Origin of the sequence: Prochlorococcus marinus str. MIT 1013 (genome assembly GCF_027359395.1) — a bacterium.
Classification (GTDB): Bacteria; Cyanobacteriota; Cyanobacteriia; order PCC-6307; family Cyanobiaceae; genus Prochlorococcus_B; species Prochlorococcus_B marinus_E.
This window is the reverse complement of sequence record NZ_CP114778.1, coordinates 141,390-157,352: the sequence shown is the minus strand read 5'-3', so window position 1 is coordinate 157,352 and position 15,963 is coordinate 141,390. Positions and strand designations below refer to the sequence as shown.

Sequence of the window (15,963 nt, the reverse complement as noted above, 5' to 3'; positions counted from 1 at the left end):
ATATACTTATAGAATATTATATGATTATTAAGGCTAAAAAGAACTAAAAAAGAGATTTTTTTTGCAAAGACAAGTGAATAAGCACAAAGAGTTCAAAGGTTATATTTTGAAAAATATAGGATACTAAAGTAAAGTAAGTAAAAAAGGATAATTTAAATACAAAATAAAATATAGATATAAAAATTATATAAATATCAAATTAATCTTTTACAATTTAAGAAATTCAAACCTATCGGATTTTAAAATTATAAATCTCATTCGCTAGATTCATATAGCATAAAGATTTAGCGTCCTTTAAGATATATAGAATGAAAGTAAATCATTGGTCTTTACCTAATGGTGCTACATGTGTTGTAGCAGATATAGAACAATCAACATTGACTTGTATAGACTTTTGGTGCAAAGGAGGAAGTCTTTATGAAATGAAAGATCAAGAAGGGATGGCACATTTCTTAGAGCATATGATATTTAAAGGCAGTAAGAACCTTAAAGAAGGTGAATTTGATTTAAGGATTGAATCTCTTGGTGGAAGTAGTAACGCTGCAACTGGTTTAGACGATGTTCACTATCACGTTCTTGTACCACCAGAAAAGATGGAAGAAGGACTAAAACTGATATTAGAATTATTATTATTTCCGAAAATCGAACAAGACGCCTTTGAAATGGAGAAAGAAGTAGTTTTAGAGGAAATCGCTCAGAATATTGAGCAACCAGATGAAATTATTTATATGAAGTTATTAAAAGAATGTTTAACACCTCATAGATATTCTAAACCAATACTGGGTGATGAAAAGACTGTAAAAAGTATAAACTCTAAACAAATGAAACTATTCCATAAAAATCATTATGTAGGTAAAAACTGTACACTTTGTATAGCTGGAGAATTGCCAAAAGATATTTATTCGATAATTAATAACAGTAAACTTAAAGAATTAAAAACAATTGCAGAAGAAACAAATATAAGTAGCAAGACGACTTTTAATAAAGGTTATAAAAAAGAAAAAATTCCTAGGCTTGAGGGAGGAAGAATATTAAAAGCCTGGAAGCTTCATCCTGCAAAAGAGCAGGTCTTAATTTTAGGGGCAGAAATTGCAGCCACAATGTTATGCGACGGTAAAAGTAGTCTTATTGTTAAGGACTTAAGAGAAGAAAAACGTATTATCGAATCAATAGATATTGATTTACAAATACTTGAGGAGGGTGGATTAATTCTTCTTGACATCAGCTGTCCGCAAGAAAATCTTAAAATTGCCGAAAGTGAAATCAATAAAATACTAAAAGAATTAAATAGAGGTTTAATTACTCATAAAGATTTGGAACGTGCAAAAAAATTAGTCATAAATAATATTTACTTTGGCTTAGAGTTGAGTACTCAAATTGCCTCAGCATTAGGTAATCAGGCCTTATGGGGTCGACACCAGTCAATATTAAAATCTATAGATGATATTTCATATTGGACTACTTCACGCTTAAATGAATTAATTTTTCCATTATTTGATCCAGAAAATGCATTTACATTAATTGCTGAACCTGAGAAATAAATATGAATATAATTCTAGACAAACTCAATAGCAAAAATATAATGTGTGCAAAACTCTGGATAGAAGATGGTAGTAGAAATGATCCAAAAGATAAAAAAGGAATTCATCAACTTCTAAGTGCAACAATGCTTAGAGGTTGTGGACCATATAATAATAAGCAAATTGCTGAAATCGTAGAAAGTTCTGGATCAAGTTTAAATTGTGACACATACGAAGATGGTCTTCTAATAAGTCTTAAATGTGTCGAAAGTGATGCTTATAAACTTCTTCCTTTAATTGGTTGGATGATTACAAAACCTTTACTTCAAACAGATCAGATTGAATTAGAAAAAGATCTAACAATAAAAGCCATTAAAAGACAAAAAGAGAGTACATATCAATTAGCTTTTGATGGTTGGAGAAAAATGGTATATGGTAATGGACCATATGGTCATGATCCACTGGGATCAATCGTTGATATAAAAAAAATTAATAAAGAACATATATTGCCAATCTCAAAATTATTAATTCATAGAAAAAAGAACTTAGTAATTTCAGGCAAGTTTCCAATTGATATAGACAATTTTATAGAAAATACAATCGCATTTAAGGGTTTTAATAATAATTTTACTAATAAAAATCAAACATATAAAAATAATGTTGAAAATGAAATTCTTTCTAAACAAAAAACCAGTATTTATACACGATCAATAAATACTAAACAAGTCATTCTGCTTCTAGGTAAAGCAACAATTAGATATGATAATGAATCAGATATTTTGCTTAGACTGTTATCATGCTACTTAGGTTATGGAATGACAAGTTTATTATTTAAGGTTCTCAGAGAAAAGTATGGAGTAGTTTATGAGGCTGGAATTTATCACCCTATAAGAGAGAATCAAACACCATTTATTATGCACGCTTCTACAACTGAAGAGAAAGCAATCTTTACTCTTCAGTTACTAAAAGAGAGTTGGGAGAAAATTATTGAAAGTGAAATATCGGCTGAAGAATTAGATCTTGCAAAGATAAAATATCGAGGTCAAATGGCACATTCTTTACAGAGTATTAGTCAGAGAGCTGAGCATAAAGCTCATCTTTTAGGAATTGGTCTAACAAAGGATCACGATAAAGAAATTCTACTAAGACTCGAAAATATAACTAGTAAAGAAGTCAAGGAAGCTGCAAATAAATATTTAAAGAACCCATTGCTAAGCGTTTGTAGCAACAAAGAAGTTATTCAAAAAATAAGTAATGACTGGAAAATTTAATCAAGTTTCATTTAATTGTCAGCCATCTTCATCCAAAGTCTTAAGTCTTTCAGAAGGAATCAAGAAATTGCCCCTTCTAAATTTCACCTCTAACAAATCATTTTGCCTTATTCCAATAATTATACCAACCTCATCAAGAGATACTAGGTCTGGCGGTCTTAAGATTGATATAGAATCTGCAGTCTTCAAGTATGGCAAAGGAACTTGTAAGGACACTTTTTCTCCAACTGAAAATTTCATTATGAATAAATAGCATTAAATGATCTTATTGACATATCAATCAATTTGTAAATAATAATGTATAAGAGTTGCTAAATAAATTCATTGCAAAAATTTAGTAGCGGAATAAAAGCAATAACAGGCGTAATGTTAATCATAGTTTGCGCGATGTTACCATCATCTATAATTTTTCCTAAAGAAGACCTATCTCTCTCAACTATCCCACTTAATAGCAATTGGCAAATCCAGGGGCTTTTTTTGACTTCATTGCTTTGCGGACCTCAAATCGGAACAATTTCTGCACTTTCCTATCTTATTATAGGCTTATTCTATTTACCTGTTTTTCATGGAGGAGGTAGTGTTGGTTATATCTTAACTCATGAATTTGGATATTTATTAGGACTTATTCCTGCTGCTTGGACATGTGGTTTTTTAGCCAAACAAAATTCAAAAGCTAATCTAATTAATTATACATTTTATACAGCCTTATCATTAGGGATTGTGCATCTTATAGGTATTACTTATCTAATTCTTGGTAAAATATTTGGAAATTGGTTAGATAATTTATCCGATCTTATTTTAATAAATTCTTTCATACCTTTTCCAACTCAATTATTACTATGCATATCAATAAGTTTATTATCAATAATACTAAAACGTATATTAATACTAAAATGACTTCATTTAAGAATAGACGCATGAAAATAATATCTACCTCTTTTTATATTATTTTTTTAGATCAATTCAGTAAGTTTTTAATATTAAATACCATAGGTTTTGAAAGATCTAAAAATATTATTCCTAATTTATTAAATCTCACATTAGTAAAAAACAAAGGAGCTGCATTTAGTCTTTTTAGCAATTCTACAAACTTACTCACTATTACAAGTATTCTAGCCTCATTAATATTAATTACTATTATATTAAAATTTCCACCAAAATCTTTTTGGAATTTAAGGGGGCTTGCATACCTTCTAGGTGGGACTGTAGGTAATGGAATTGATAGATTATTTAGAGGCTATGTTCTTGATTTTTTAGATCTAGTTCCAATTAATTTTCCTATTTTCAATGTAGCAGATTTATCAATAAATATTGCTATTATATGTTTTATAATTGATATAATTATTTCCAAAGATAAATCAAGAATAAAGTATTAAAAGAATGGTTTTTATCACATGAAAACATATAATACAAAAAAAATATTATTTTATATATTGATAATTTTCATTAGCCTGACATTTGTAGGCTTAATTGGAGCAATAATTAGATTAATAAATATCCCTGCTATATTAATAACAGTGATCATAATAGGTGGTTTAAGTTACTCAAAAAAGATAGATTGGTTGAAAATAAATCTAAAATCAATATTCAAGATTAAAAGTGATAGTAATTCAATAAATCTGTCATTAACAAGCAAAAAGCAAGCCGCAGGCAAATCATTAAGAAGTATTGATCAATTAATCACATTAATTAATGACAAAGTCAAGGCTCAGGCACTAAAGGATGAAAAGGATAGAGTTTCATTAGAGTTAGATAGAGGAGATATCATTTTAGTAGTATTTGGAATTGGCTCAAGCGGTAAAACCTCACTAATAAGAGCTCTTTTAAAAAGAATAGTTGGCAAAGTTAGCCCTGAAATGGGATCAACAAGAGTAAAAGAGACCTTCCGGCTGAAACTTAAAGGACTTTCGAGAGGAATAAAAATTATTGATACTCCAGGAATATTAGAAGCAGGGGAAGAAGGCCGTGAGAGGGAAAAAAGCGCCTTACTCGAAGCACGTAAATCTGATTTAATGTTAGTAGTAATAGAAGGTGATTTACGTTCTGAAGAAACAAAAACAATCAGAAGTTTATCTAAATCAGGCAAAAGGCTATTACTTGTTCTTAATAAAATAGATTTAAGAGGAGAAAATGAAGAGAAAAGATTAATTCAAATTCTCAATTCAAAATGTTTTGATTTTATTGAGCCAAAAGATATTATTTGTACATCAGCATCTCCTCAGACAATTTCAATACCTGGCAAAAAGCCTTATCAACCAGACCCTGAAATCAATAGTTTAATTAGAAGATTAGCAAATATTTTACATGAAGAAGGTGAAGAGTTGATCGCAGATAATATATTGCTTCAATGTAGTAATCTTGGTAAAGAAGGGAAGAGATTATTAGTTAAGCAAAGAAGTCAATCAGCCAAAAAATGTATTGACAAGTATGGTTGGCTAAGTAGCGGAGTATTAATACTAACACCATTACCAGTTATAGATATGATCGCTGCTGCGGCTGTGAATGCACAAATGGTAATTGAAATCGCAAAAATCTATGGTATTGAAATCACAAAAGAGAGAGCAAAAAAGTTAGCTTTTTCAGTAGGAAAAATACTGGCAACTATGGGTTTAGTTAATGGGGGAGTTTCACTAATAAGCTCAACATTAAGTTTGTCACTTCCAACATTAGTTGTTAGCAAAGTAATTCAAGGTGTAAGTGTATCCTGGCTAACTAGGATTGCTGGAGCAAGTTTTATAACCTATTTCCAACAAGACCAAAATTGGGGAGACGGTGGAATCCAAGAAGTTGTTGAATATCATTATAACTTAAACAAAAGGGATGAGTACTTCAAAAGTTTTATTAGAAGAGCTTATGAAAGGGTTATTGATCCTTTAGTTGAAAAAAAAGTCAAAAAACTACCGCCGAGATCAAGGCCTCCGAGGGGGGAGGACTCATCGGACCTCTAAAATCCAAAACAAAAACAAATGCCAAGTATATTAGGCCAATCAAAATTGATATAAAAGCTGTTATTAATGCCAATATATTTTTCTTATTAAAAAGATCCTTATTCATTTAAAAATCAAATAATTGAATGATTAATAAGATTAGCTAAGGTTTTCAAATGATTAGATTTAGTATTAGGGTTTCCCATAACAGCTTTTAAATAATATCTATCTCCATACATTGGTCTAGAAAGCATAAACTTATTAGCTAACAAAGTTTTTCTCGTTTTTACAGACCAATCGGACGCTTGAGAAGCAGTGAAATTGATGGGTGTTATAGCTAAAAGATGAAGAGGTCCTGATATTATTTTAAATTTTGATAAATCAATTATTGATTCTAAATAGCATCTTCTTTGAATAGACTCTAAAAGTATTTTTTCAATACCCTCTTCACCCAATTGTCTTAAGCCAATCCATAATTTCAATGACTCAGCAGATCTAGTACCCTGAATTCCAAGCTCTCCTCGATGAAAGTCATTCCCTGTAATTGGTTCGGCATAAGGTAATCCAGTTGAAAAAGTAGAAGAAAGATGATCTTTGTCTGCTACAAGTAGTAAAGATGAAGTTTTTGCGATGCCCAATAATTTCTGTGGATTAATAGTTATGGAGTCAGCGGAACCTAAACCATTAACAATTTCCGAAGTGATTTTTGAGAGGCCGTAAATCCCACCAATTGCTCCATCAACATGAAGCCAAATATTTTCTTTTTGGCAAAATTGAGCGATCCCAGAGAGTGGATCAATAGCTCCCCTTACAGTAGTACCTGCTGTCGCTACGATGGCGAAACATTTCTTTCCCTCAGATTGTATTTTTTTTAAATTAGAAGACAAATAAGAAATATCTAATTTACCGTTTTCATCCGTAGGAACTTTTTGTAAAGATTCCTTTTTAAGACCCATAATCTTAAGAGCTTTTGAGAATGAGACATGACAATCTTCACTTGCAAAAAACACAGCACTAGGATCATTTTCTAGGCCAGCAATATTTCTTGCCATTACTAAAGCCATTAAATTACTTAAACTTCCCCCGCTTGCTGCTACACCTCCAGATAAATCACCAAGACCCAACCTATGACAAAACCATTTACATAGTTTTCTTTCCAAGGATGACAAGCTAGGTGATAATTCTTCAGCTAAAAGATTGTTATTTAAACCAGCACAAATTAGTTCTCCTACAATTGAAGCTGATAGAGGAGGTGGGTCCAAATGAGCAAGGGATCCTGGATGGGAGGGTCGGTAGGAACCATTCATTAATAATTGAAGTTCGCTCAATAAAACATTATTAGATACACCTTCCTTTGCTGGAAAGACCTCTGGTAAATCAAATAAATCAGGGATTGGAGCTTGACTGCCTGATTCAGCAAACCAATCACAAAGATTACTTGAGGCTTGAGCAAGTAAAGAATGCAATTCTCTATCTAAATTGTGTGGTGATGCGAAAGGGTCCAAAGAAAATAAGTCTCTATTTGTAGTATTGGATGATCCAGTTCAAACAAAAAAAAAATGATTAATCTCCAGATAAACATTTTATTTGATAATTCTCCAATCATCTAAAAAATTGTCAAAACCAATCTCACTGAGTCAGGAAGAAAAAATAAAGTGGATGACAAGATTGCTAACCAAGGCAAAACTTGTAGGCGAGAGAGGGGAAGTTCCCATTGCTGCAGTTATTCTCGACAAAAGAGGTAGATGTATTGGTTATGGGGGGAATAGAAGAGAAGCAATGAAAGATCCTTTAGGTCATGCGGAATTAGTTGCACTCCGACAAGCTTCTTGGATAAATAATGATTGGAGATTTAATGACTGTACATTGATAGTAAATTTGGAGCCATGTCCAATGTGCGCGGGCGCAATAATACAAGCAAGAATGGGGAGGATTATCTATGGATCTGAAGACCCAAAAAGAGGAGCACTAGGTGGAAGTATTAATCTAGCTGAGCACAAAAGTGCCCATCACAGAATGTTGATTGAAAGAGGAATAATGAAAGAAGAATCTAGAAAGGTTATCGTGGATTGGTTTAAAGATAAAAGAGTTTTAGCTAAAGAAAAATTCATTATCTAAACTTAGGTAATTCAGTTTCAAAGATATTTATTATTTTTTCTACATTCTTAGAAGTTGAATTATATCCCATCAAACCAATTCTCCATACTTTTCCAGCCAGGTCACCTAAACCACCTCCTATCTCAACTCCAAAATTATTTAGTAAATGCTTAGTAAATGCCTTACCATCAACACCCTCAGGTATTTTCACTGTTGTTAGCGTAGGTAAGCGCAATTCTTCTTTCACATGTAATTCCAAACCTATATTCTCTAAAGAAATCCAAAGCGATTTAGCATTTTTCTTGTGTCTATCCCATGAAATCTCTAATCCTTCTTCAGCTAACAATCTAAGCGCTTCTCGAATGCCAAAATTCATGTTTACAGGAGCGGTGTGATGATATACACGATCACTACCCCAGTATTTATTAAGCAAAGAGACATCTAGATACCAGTTAGGAACTTTATCTTTTCTATTAGACATTTTATCTTCCGCTCTCTTATTCATTGAAAAAGGACCTAATCCTGGAGGGCAACTTAATCCTTTTTGGCTGCAACTGTATGCTAGATCAATTTTCCATTCATCCAAATAAAGAGGAACGCCTCCCAAAGAAGTTACTGTGTCTACAAGAAGTAAACAATTATATTTTCTGCATAAATCACCAATTCCATCCATAGGTTGACAAACACCTGTTGAAGTTTCGGCATGAACAATTGCCAAAACAGCTGGGTTATGTTTTTTCAATGCATCTTCTATTTCCTCAAGTGAGAATGCATTTCCCCAATCTTTCTGAATGGTTTCTACATTTGCTTTGTACCTACCTGCCATATCCGCAAGTCGATGTCCAAAATATCCTTTGATAGCAACTAAAACCGTATCTTCTGGCTCAACAACATTTGCCAATGTTGCCTCCATTGCTGCACTTCCAGTACCACTCATTGGGAGTGTTAATCGATTGCTGGTTTGCCACGCATATCTAAGCAACTCTTGAACCTCACTCATCAGGTCCACATAAAAAGGATCCAAATGACCAATGGGAGGCTGAGAGAGTGCTTTTAAAACAGCAGGATCTGCGTTTGATGGGCCTGGCCCAAGCAATAACCTTTCAGGAGAAACAGTTGGACCAAAATCTTTACGATGTTGATTATCAACAGAAGGAAGAATTTGAGTGGCCAAGAAAACAGATCGGTTTATATATCTACCGAGCCTAAAAGGCGATAGGCAAAGTCGGGGTGTTTTTTTTAGGGATTGCAATAGGAATTTGCTAGATTTGCCTAAGAAGACAAAAAATAATCGTAGTTTTCTGTTAAAAGTCTAAAAAAAGTGCTTCTTAATACAAAAAGTGATTCAATCGCTTATTACGTTCATAATTAGATATATCTATTGTGAATCAAATTCATCATGAGCAAGACCTCTCAAGATGTTCTTCGTCAAATTAAAGATGAGGGCATTGAACTAATAGATTTAAAGTTCGCGGACTTACATGGCAAGTGGCAACATTTAACTGTAGCTTCAGATCTCATTGAAGAAAGCTCTTTTTCAGAAGGGCTTGCTTTTGATGGTTCCTCTATTCGAGGTTGGAAAGCCATAAACGAATCAGATATGGCAATGGTTCCAGATCCATCAACGAGCTGGATAGACCCTTTTTACCATCACAAAACTCTTAGCCTGATTTGTTCAATTCAGGAGCCCAGAAGTGGAGAACCATATGCCAGATGTCCAAGAGCTTTAGCACAAAAAGCATTGGATTATTTAGGGAGCACTAGTGTTGCAGATGCTGCATTCTTTGGTCCTGAACCAGAATTCTTTATTTTTGATGATGTCCGATATAACTCAGGGGAAGGTGGAAGTTTTTATAGCGTTGATACAATAGAAGCTCCGTGGAATACGGGGAGAGTGGAAGAGGGAGGAAACCTTGGATACAAAATTCAACTAAAAGAAGGGTATTTCCCAGTTTCACCTAACGACACAGCTCAAGACATGAGGTCTGAGATGCTACTACTTATGGGTGAATTGGGTATCCCCATTGAAAAGCACCATCATGAAGTAGCAGGAGCTGGCCAACACGAATTAGGGATGAAATTTGCTCCCCTAATCAACGCAGCCGACAATGTAATGATCTACAAATACATCGTCAGGAACGTAGCAAAGAAATATGGAAAGACTGCCACTTTCATGCCCAAGCCAGTTTTCAATGACAATGGAACAGGAATGCATGTTCATCAAAGTTTATGGAAAGGCGGTCAACCTTTATTCTATGGCGAAGGTACCTATGCCAATTTATCTCAAACGGCTAAATGGTATATAGGTGGAATACTAAAACATGCACCATCATTCCTTGCTTTTACTAATCCAACTACAAACAGCTACAAAAGATTAGTACCAGGTTTCGAGGCACCAGTTAATTTAGTTTATTCACAGGGTAATAGATCAGCTGCTGTAAGAATTCCTTTGACTGGACCTAGTCCAAAAGCAAAAAGGCTTGAATTCAGATCGGGTGATGCATTAGCCAATCCATATATTGCTTTTTCCGCAATGATGATGGCAGGTATCGATGGAATCAAAAATCAAATTGATCCTGGAGATGGAGTTGACGTTGACCTTTTTGAGCTCCCTTCTGAGGAATTATCAAAAATAGACACTGTTCCCTCTTCATTGAACGATGCATTAGAAGCATTAAACAGTGACAATAAATATTTAACGGAAGGAGGCGTATTTACCGAAGATTTCATCAATAACTGGATAGAACTTAAATACGAAGAAGTTCAACAGCTAAGACAAAGACCTCATCCTCATGAATTCACGATGTACTATGACGCCTAATTTAAATTCTTTTATAAGTTTTTAGAATACATAATTAAGGTCTATGTAGAAATATGCATAGACCTTAATTTTTTTTTAGTTAAGTCGTCACTAATCAATCAAATCTGTTAGATAATAAAGAAATTAATAAACGGTTCATGGCAGCGCCCAGCCTTAGAAAAATTGCATATCACACGCTTCAACAAGGAAAAACACTTGCTGGGATAGCTCATAAAGAGTTAAGTACAAAGTTAATGGAAGTGTTTGCGCCTGAAGCAGCTCCAGGGAAATTTCCAATCAATCAAGATCTAGTAAAAGAAGTTAGAAGATCAATGGAAAATCTAGAGAGTGTTGATTGGAAAGAAGCAGAGGCAGGAATTTATCCTAAATCACAACTATTCGAAGCTCCATGGTTCGAATGGGCAAAGAAATATCCTTTGGTTTGGCTAGATATGCCTCAAATTTGGCAGAGGAAAACCAAAAATAAAACAAGAGAAATCCCAAGAAATGTAAATGAGCAAGAATATCCTGATTATTATTTGCAGAATTTTCATCATCAAACAGATGGTTACCTAAGTGAGCATTCTGCTGAAATTTATGACTTACAAGTTGAGATTCTTTTCAATGGAACAGCCGACTCCATGAGAAGAAGAATTTTATCTCCTTTGAAGACAGGTCTAAAAAAATATTTAACGGAAGACTCAAAGAAAGTAAAAGTTTTAGATGTCGCTACAGGTACTGGAAGAACTCTCCAACAAATACAAAGTGCATTACCACAAGTTGAACTTTATGGTATTGATTTGTCAGGTTCATACTTAAAGCAGGCAAGTAAATATCTAAGTTCCAGAAGTGGTGATCTTGTTCAACTGACAAAAGGGAATGCAGAAAACATGCCCTATTTATCAGAAAGTTTTCAGGCATTAACTTGTGTTTTTCTATTTCACGAACTACCTAGAGAGGCAAGACAAAATGTATTGAATGAATGCTTTAGATTGCTAGAACCTGGTGGAACACTTGTCCTTGCGGACTCCATTCAAATAGAAGATTCTCCAAAATTCACTCCAATAATGGAAAACTTTCACAAAATTTTTCATGAGCCATATTATAGAGACTATATAATTGACGATATAAATTTAAGATTAAAAGAAAGTGGATTTTCCGCCATAACATCTGAATCTCACTTTATGACTAAAGTATGGAAAGCAAACAAGCCAATTTAATTATGACATAAAAAAAATGTCGAAAAATAAATTTCCACAACTCAAAAATGATAATAAAAAAACATAAAAAAATTTGGTCTGAAAAAGCAATTTTACTTACACAAGAGCTTCACAATGAAATAAGTCTGAATAATTACAACTGGCATGAATTTAGGGGGAACAAACAAAGAAGAAGCGCTGAATTAATTATTTCCGCGATCTCACAATTAATTAATGATGGAGATGAAGCAGAAATAGAAGACCTTCTTAAGCAAGCAATATTATGGATAAGAGAAGAAATAAAAGATACAGGCTGCAAAAGTCATTAAAGACTTATTTCTTTATTGATAGCTGGAGTCTATTGCCTTTTCTGCTCCATCTAACATCATCAAAACACTTGTGAATCAGATATATTCCTCTTCCACTATTAGCATCAATTTCAAGAGGCAAAGAGGTTAATCTTTTATTTTTAACTATGCCTATCCCCTCATCCTGAATTTGCCATACAAACCAGTTTGGAGTAAGAATTCTTCTAACACGAATAATTTTATTGGGGTTGGATAAGTTGCCATGCACTACAGCGTTAACAAGCGCCTCATGCAAGCCTAATTCTATTTTTTTTGCAGTTTCTCTACAGATCACAGGTTCTAAAAGAGTTTCAACAAATGATCCTAGTTTTAAAGTAGAGGGATGAATAAAAACAGCCCATTTTTTAGAAATCTCCACAATTAAAACTTTCTTTGTAAATTAATCTTTTGATCAAAGAATTTAGTATAGATATAAAAACATATTTTTAACTTAAGTCATAAATAGTGTACTTAGAGAAAAAATTAAACATTAATCATTAAATTGTTAGCTTTTAGTTGTTAATGCTTGATGGTTTAGCAAGGCATCCATTAATCGAACTCCTCTAAGCTGATTAACCAATGGCATATGACCATTTGGTGCTTCAATTGACCAATTAAAAGCTTTTGGATATCTAGTCCATATTCCATCTTTTTTCCAACCGATTCGAGGCCAAAGTTTGTCATATCTTCCCCCTACTGAATCTAATATTTTTGCTTGAACTGTGAAGCCGAATTTCCCTCTGGAATAGACGATCCATAGATTATCCAAAGTTGACAAATCAATAGAAGGTATTTTTTCAACTTCGGAAAAATAAACATACCCTCTCTTTACTGCCTTTGCGCCCGCAAGCTCTCTAAGTTTTGCGCTAGTAAAACGGTCAGCATCCTCATAATTTTCATTTAATAAATATCGCTGAAGAGGTGAATAATCAAACCCAACCTCAGATGGGGCCTTAAACCAACAGAGATCATCACAATTGAGATTATTTTTTATGAAACTATCATCATTTTTATGAATGAGTTGCAAAATAAAACCAGAAGGCCAGTCATAAATGCCAGGATCAAATCCTGACATTAAAGAAGAGCCCAGACTCAGTAGATCATCAACGCGTTCTTCTAAACCAGTTAACGAACCAATACGCTTCCTTTCTGAAGCCATATTAAAAGACTCCAAATACTCCTTTATGCTTTCTTTGTTTGGATGTGGTTTTTCTACAGTCATGATCTACTGCCGGCCTAAAATGACCTGATCACTAACACTATGTCAGAGAAACCTACCAATTTAGCCTTTCCCGTAACGGATTTTCGGAATTTAACTTGTCAAATTGTTGATGTAAGAAGTCCTAGCGAATTTTGCCAAGGTCATTGGCCAGGCGCAATTAATATCCCTTTATTTTCTGATTCTGAAAGAGAGATTATAGGTAAAAGCTATAAAAAAGAAAGTCGCATAAAAGCAATATTCAATGGTTTAAAAGTTACCCTTCCTAACACCAAAAAACTCTTGGAAATAATCTTAGAAACGACTATGGCTAAAGCGAAAGGAAATAAATCATTGAGAATCTATTGCTGGAGGGGAGGCATGAGATCTAGTGCTTTTGCATGGCTTGTAAGGACAATTGGAATTAATACTTTTTTATTAAAAGGTGGATATAAAAGCTATCGGAAATGGGTTTTAAATCAATTCGAGGCTGATCTACCTTTAAGACTTATCGGAGGTAAAACAGGTACAAGAAAAACAGACCTACTAAATCACATAAATAGAGAAGATATATTTGTAATTGATTTAGAAGGAATTGCTAATCATAGAGGAAGCAGTTTTGGTTCATTAGGTATGGAGAATCAACCCACTACTCAACAATTTGAAAATATACTAGCAGAATCACTTAATGAGTTTCATAAAAATAACGCTAATGAGATATGGATAGAAGCCGAAAGTTCTAATCTAGGAAAATGTCGCATACCAAATAGTTTGTATACAAAAATGCAAAAAGCTCCGATCATAGAAATAATTAAAACGAAGAATGAGCGTGTGAAAAATTTAGTCAATATATACAGTCAAAATTCTCAAAATGAATTAAAAGATGCTGTAAATAGAATAAGCAAAAGATTAGGGCCACAAAGAACAAAAGATGCCTTGAATTCGATTGAAAGAAAAGAATGGTCTAAAGCTTGTGAAGCGATGTTGGATTATTACGATAAATGCTATGACTACGAACTAAATAAAACAAAAAATATAAATTCAATTAATATCAGTGGTCTAACCCTAGAATTATCATTAATTAAAATCTTAAATGAGAAGCTCAATCCTTTATAGTTCTTACAAGGATAGATCTATTAATGGAAGCTAAAGGAGAAATGACGAAAATCAATGAGAAAGTTTCAATTCAATTTATCAAAGGGGAAACAGAAATAGATCAACCTGAAATACGTTTATTTAGAAATGTAGATAGCAAAAAAGGTTATGTAGAATATACATTTTATAAGCCTAAAACAATAACACTAGAGAATTTCAAATCAATCCAAAAAATGTATCTAATTGACCAAGAAGGAGAAATATCAACAAGAAAAATTGATTTGTCTATTTCAGAAAATTATATTAAGGACGTAAAATCTACTTATAATTGGAATTCAGAAAAAGAATTTGAGAGATTTATGCGTTTTGCTACAAGGTATGCAAACTCTCTGAATAACAATTAAATAATTTATTTGAAACCAACAAGCTTGCTATCAATTACAGCTTTAATTATTTCTATATTGATCTTATGGGGTTTAAAAGAAATAATTATACTTTTTTTCGCATCAATAATTATAGCAATGGCTATTTGCACTATAACCGGTAAAATCCGAGATTTTTTTCATATCCCCAGGTGGATTTCATTAGGAATCACTATAATAACAATTATACTAATTTCAAGTTTATCAATAGTAATAATAATACCACAATTTACCAGTGAGTTTCAAGAGCTAATTAATCAAATACCCTCAGCAGCAAGCAAGCTATGGGACCTCTCAGTAAATACTTTTTTTAATTTTGCAGAGATTATATATAAAGATAATATTCCCAACTTAGCCGATAGAACAATATTGACAAATAAGCTTAGTATATTCCCAGATGGTTCTACTCTAGCAAATGGGGTAACAGATAGTATTACAAAATTGATCAGCTTAGCAAGTAATGTTGGGATTGGTATTATTCAATTATTTTTTATAATTTCTGTTGGTTTAATGATAACTTTACAGCCAAATTCATACAGAGAAGTTGCAATACTATTAGTCCCATCTTTTTATAGAAGGCGAGCAAGAAGCATTTTATTAAAATGCGGTGATGCTCTTAGTAGTTGGATGGCTGGAGTTGTACTTAGCTCTATATGTGTAGCAATACTTGCCTCTATAGGACTATATTTATTAGGAATAAAATTAGTAATTGCTAATGCTTTAATCGCAGGTATTTTAAATGTCATACCAAATGTAGGTCCAACAATAAGTACTATTTTTCCTCTTTCTGTTGCATTGCTTGATACTCCATGGAAATCACTTGCTGTACTAGGTTTATATATAGTAATTCAAAATATTGAAAGCTACGTAATAACTCCTTCAATAATGCACAAACAAGTTAAATTACTTCCAGGATTAACAATTACTGCTCAATTTATATTCACTATTCTTTTTGGACCACTTGGTTTATTGTTAGCCATTCCAATGGCTGTAGTAATTCAAGTATTCGTTAAAGAAATAATTGTTCATGACATATTAGAAAAACAATACTTTTCTAGTAAAACATAAATAACAATCAGCAGGGGAC

General features: G+C 33.0%; 17 protein-coding genes. 12 read left to right on the top strand and 5 right to left on the bottom strand.

What is annotated here, in order from left to right:
- Positions 1 to 308: 308 nt before the first annotated feature.
- Both O5633_RS00820 and O5633_RS00815 read left to right on the top strand, forming a co-directional pair.
- The gene (locus tag O5633_RS00820; RefSeq protein WP_269610113.1) at positions 309 to 1,541 is read left to right on the top strand and encodes a M16 family metallopeptidase; all 1,233 of its coding nucleotides are present in this window, start codon (positions 309 to 311) and stop codon (positions 1,539 to 1,541) included.
- A 2-nt stretch (positions 1,542 to 1,543) separates the two neighbouring features.
- On the top strand, positions 1,544 to 2,791 hold the full coding sequence (locus O5633_RS00815) for a M16 family metallopeptidase (RefSeq protein ID WP_269610111.1): 1,248 nt from the start codon (positions 1,544 to 1,546) through the stop codon (positions 2,789 to 2,791).
- An 18-nt stretch (positions 2,792 to 2,809) separates the two neighbouring features.
- Here O5633_RS00815 and O5633_RS00810 read toward each other — a convergent pair whose 3' ends face one another.
- On the bottom strand, positions 2,810 to 3,031 hold the full coding sequence (locus O5633_RS00810; protein WP_269610110.1) for an NAD(P)H dehydrogenase assembly family protein: 222 nt from the start codon (positions 3,029 to 3,031) through the stop codon (positions 2,810 to 2,812).
- A 147-nt stretch (positions 3,032 to 3,178) separates the two neighbouring features.
- Here O5633_RS00810 and O5633_RS00805 point away from each other — a divergent pair, with 147 nt between their 5' ends.
- The 3 genes from O5633_RS00805 to O5633_RS00795 are packed head-to-tail and all read left to right on the top strand — an operon-like array spanning position 3,179 to position 5,739.
- The gene (locus O5633_RS00805; RefSeq protein WP_269610109.1) at positions 3,179 to 3,688 is read left to right on the top strand and encodes a biotin transporter BioY; all 510 of its coding nucleotides are present in this window, start codon (positions 3,179 to 3,181) and stop codon (positions 3,686 to 3,688) included.
- Entirely contained in the window at positions 3,685 to 4,167 is a 483-nt protein-coding gene (lspA, locus tag O5633_RS00800; protein ID WP_269610108.1) for a signal peptidase II, read from the top strand. Before O5633_RS00805 ends, lspA begins: the two co-directional genes overlap by 4 nt.
- Before the next feature lie 18 nt (positions 4,168 to 4,185).
- Positions 4,186 to 5,739 (top strand): DUF697 domain-containing protein, encoded by a 1,554-nt coding sequence (locus O5633_RS00795; protein ID WP_269610107.1) that lies wholly within the window; start codon positions 4,186 to 4,188, stop codon positions 5,737 to 5,739.
- Positions 5,740 to 5,852: 113 nt separating this feature from the next.
- On the opposite strand, the gene O5633_RS00790 is transcribed toward O5633_RS00795, so the two are convergent.
- Positions 5,853 to 7,223, bottom strand: a complete 1,371-nt coding sequence (locus tag O5633_RS00790; protein ID WP_269610105.1) for a pyridoxal phosphate-dependent decarboxylase family protein — start codon at positions 7,221 to 7,223, stop codon at positions 5,853 to 5,855.
- A gap of 154 nt (positions 7,224 to 7,377) precedes the next feature.
- On the opposite strand from O5633_RS00790, the gene O5633_RS00785 reads away from it, so the two are divergent.
- Positions 7,378 to 7,836: a nucleoside deaminase gene (locus tag O5633_RS00785; protein WP_269611285.1), complete on the top strand. Its 459-nt coding sequence runs from the start codon at positions 7,378 to 7,380 to the stop codon at positions 7,834 to 7,836.
- On the opposite strand, the gene O5633_RS00780 is transcribed toward O5633_RS00785, so the two are convergent.
- Positions 7,829 to 9,007, bottom strand: a complete 1,179-nt coding sequence (locus O5633_RS00780) for a pyridoxal-phosphate-dependent aminotransferase family protein (protein WP_269611284.1) — start codon at positions 9,005 to 9,007, stop codon at positions 7,829 to 7,831. The two genes, O5633_RS00785 and O5633_RS00780, sit on opposite strands and share 8 nt — an antisense overlap.
- A 207-nt stretch (positions 9,008 to 9,214) precedes the next feature.
- On the opposite strand from O5633_RS00780, the gene glnA reads away from it, so the two are divergent.
- The 3 genes from glnA to O5633_RS00765 all read left to right on the top strand — a co-directional run bounded on the left by glnA (position 9,215) and on the right by O5633_RS00765 (position 12,143).
- The gene (gene glnA / locus O5633_RS00775; RefSeq protein ID WP_269610104.1) at positions 9,215 to 10,636 is read left to right on the top strand and encodes a type I glutamate--ammonia ligase; all 1,422 of its coding nucleotides are present in this window, start codon (positions 9,215 to 9,217) and stop codon (positions 10,634 to 10,636) included.
- A gap of 137 nt (positions 10,637 to 10,773) precedes the next feature.
- On the top strand, positions 10,774 to 11,835 hold the full coding sequence (locus O5633_RS00770) for a class I SAM-dependent methyltransferase (protein WP_269610102.1): 1,062 nt from the start codon (positions 10,774 to 10,776) through the stop codon (positions 11,833 to 11,835).
- 47 nt (positions 11,836 to 11,882) lie between these two features.
- The gene (locus O5633_RS00765; RefSeq protein ID WP_269610101.1) at positions 11,883 to 12,143 is read left to right on the top strand and encodes a DUF6439 family protein; all 261 of its coding nucleotides are present in this window, start codon (positions 11,883 to 11,885) and stop codon (positions 12,141 to 12,143) included.
- 4 nt (positions 12,144 to 12,147) lie between these two features.
- Here the strand turns inward: O5633_RS00765 and O5633_RS00760 are convergent, their stop codons facing one another.
- Positions 12,148 to 12,540: an ATP-binding protein gene (locus tag O5633_RS00760; RefSeq protein ID WP_269610100.1), complete on the bottom strand. Its 393-nt coding sequence runs from the start codon at positions 12,538 to 12,540 to the stop codon at positions 12,148 to 12,150.
- A 126-nt stretch (positions 12,541 to 12,666) separates the two neighbouring features.
- Complete coding sequence (locus O5633_RS00755) at positions 12,667 to 13,383, bottom strand: GUN4 domain-containing protein (RefSeq protein ID WP_269610099.1); 717 nt, start codon at positions 13,381 to 13,383, stop codon at positions 12,667 to 12,669.
- A 39-nt stretch (positions 13,384 to 13,422) separates the two neighbouring features.
- Here O5633_RS00755 and mnmH point away from each other — a divergent pair, with 39 nt between their 5' ends.
- The 3 genes from mnmH to O5633_RS00740 are packed head-to-tail and all read left to right on the top strand — an operon-like array spanning position 13,423 to position 15,944.
- Positions 13,423 to 14,475: a tRNA 2-selenouridine(34) synthase MnmH gene (gene mnmH, locus O5633_RS00750; RefSeq protein WP_269610098.1), complete on the top strand. Its 1,053-nt coding sequence runs from the start codon at positions 13,423 to 13,425 to the stop codon at positions 14,473 to 14,475.
- A 23-nt stretch (positions 14,476 to 14,498) separates the two neighbouring features.
- Positions 14,499 to 14,858, top strand: coding sequence for a photosystem II reaction center protein Psb28 (gene psb28 / locus O5633_RS00745; protein WP_269610097.1), 360 nt, complete (start codon positions 14,499 to 14,501; stop codon positions 14,856 to 14,858).
- Between the two features lie 9 nt (positions 14,859 to 14,867).
- The gene (locus tag O5633_RS00740) at positions 14,868 to 15,944 is read left to right on the top strand and encodes an AI-2E family transporter (protein ID WP_269610096.1); all 1,077 of its coding nucleotides are present in this window, start codon (positions 14,868 to 14,870) and stop codon (positions 15,942 to 15,944) included.
- The last annotated feature ends 19 nt before the right edge of the window (positions 15,945 to 15,963 follow it).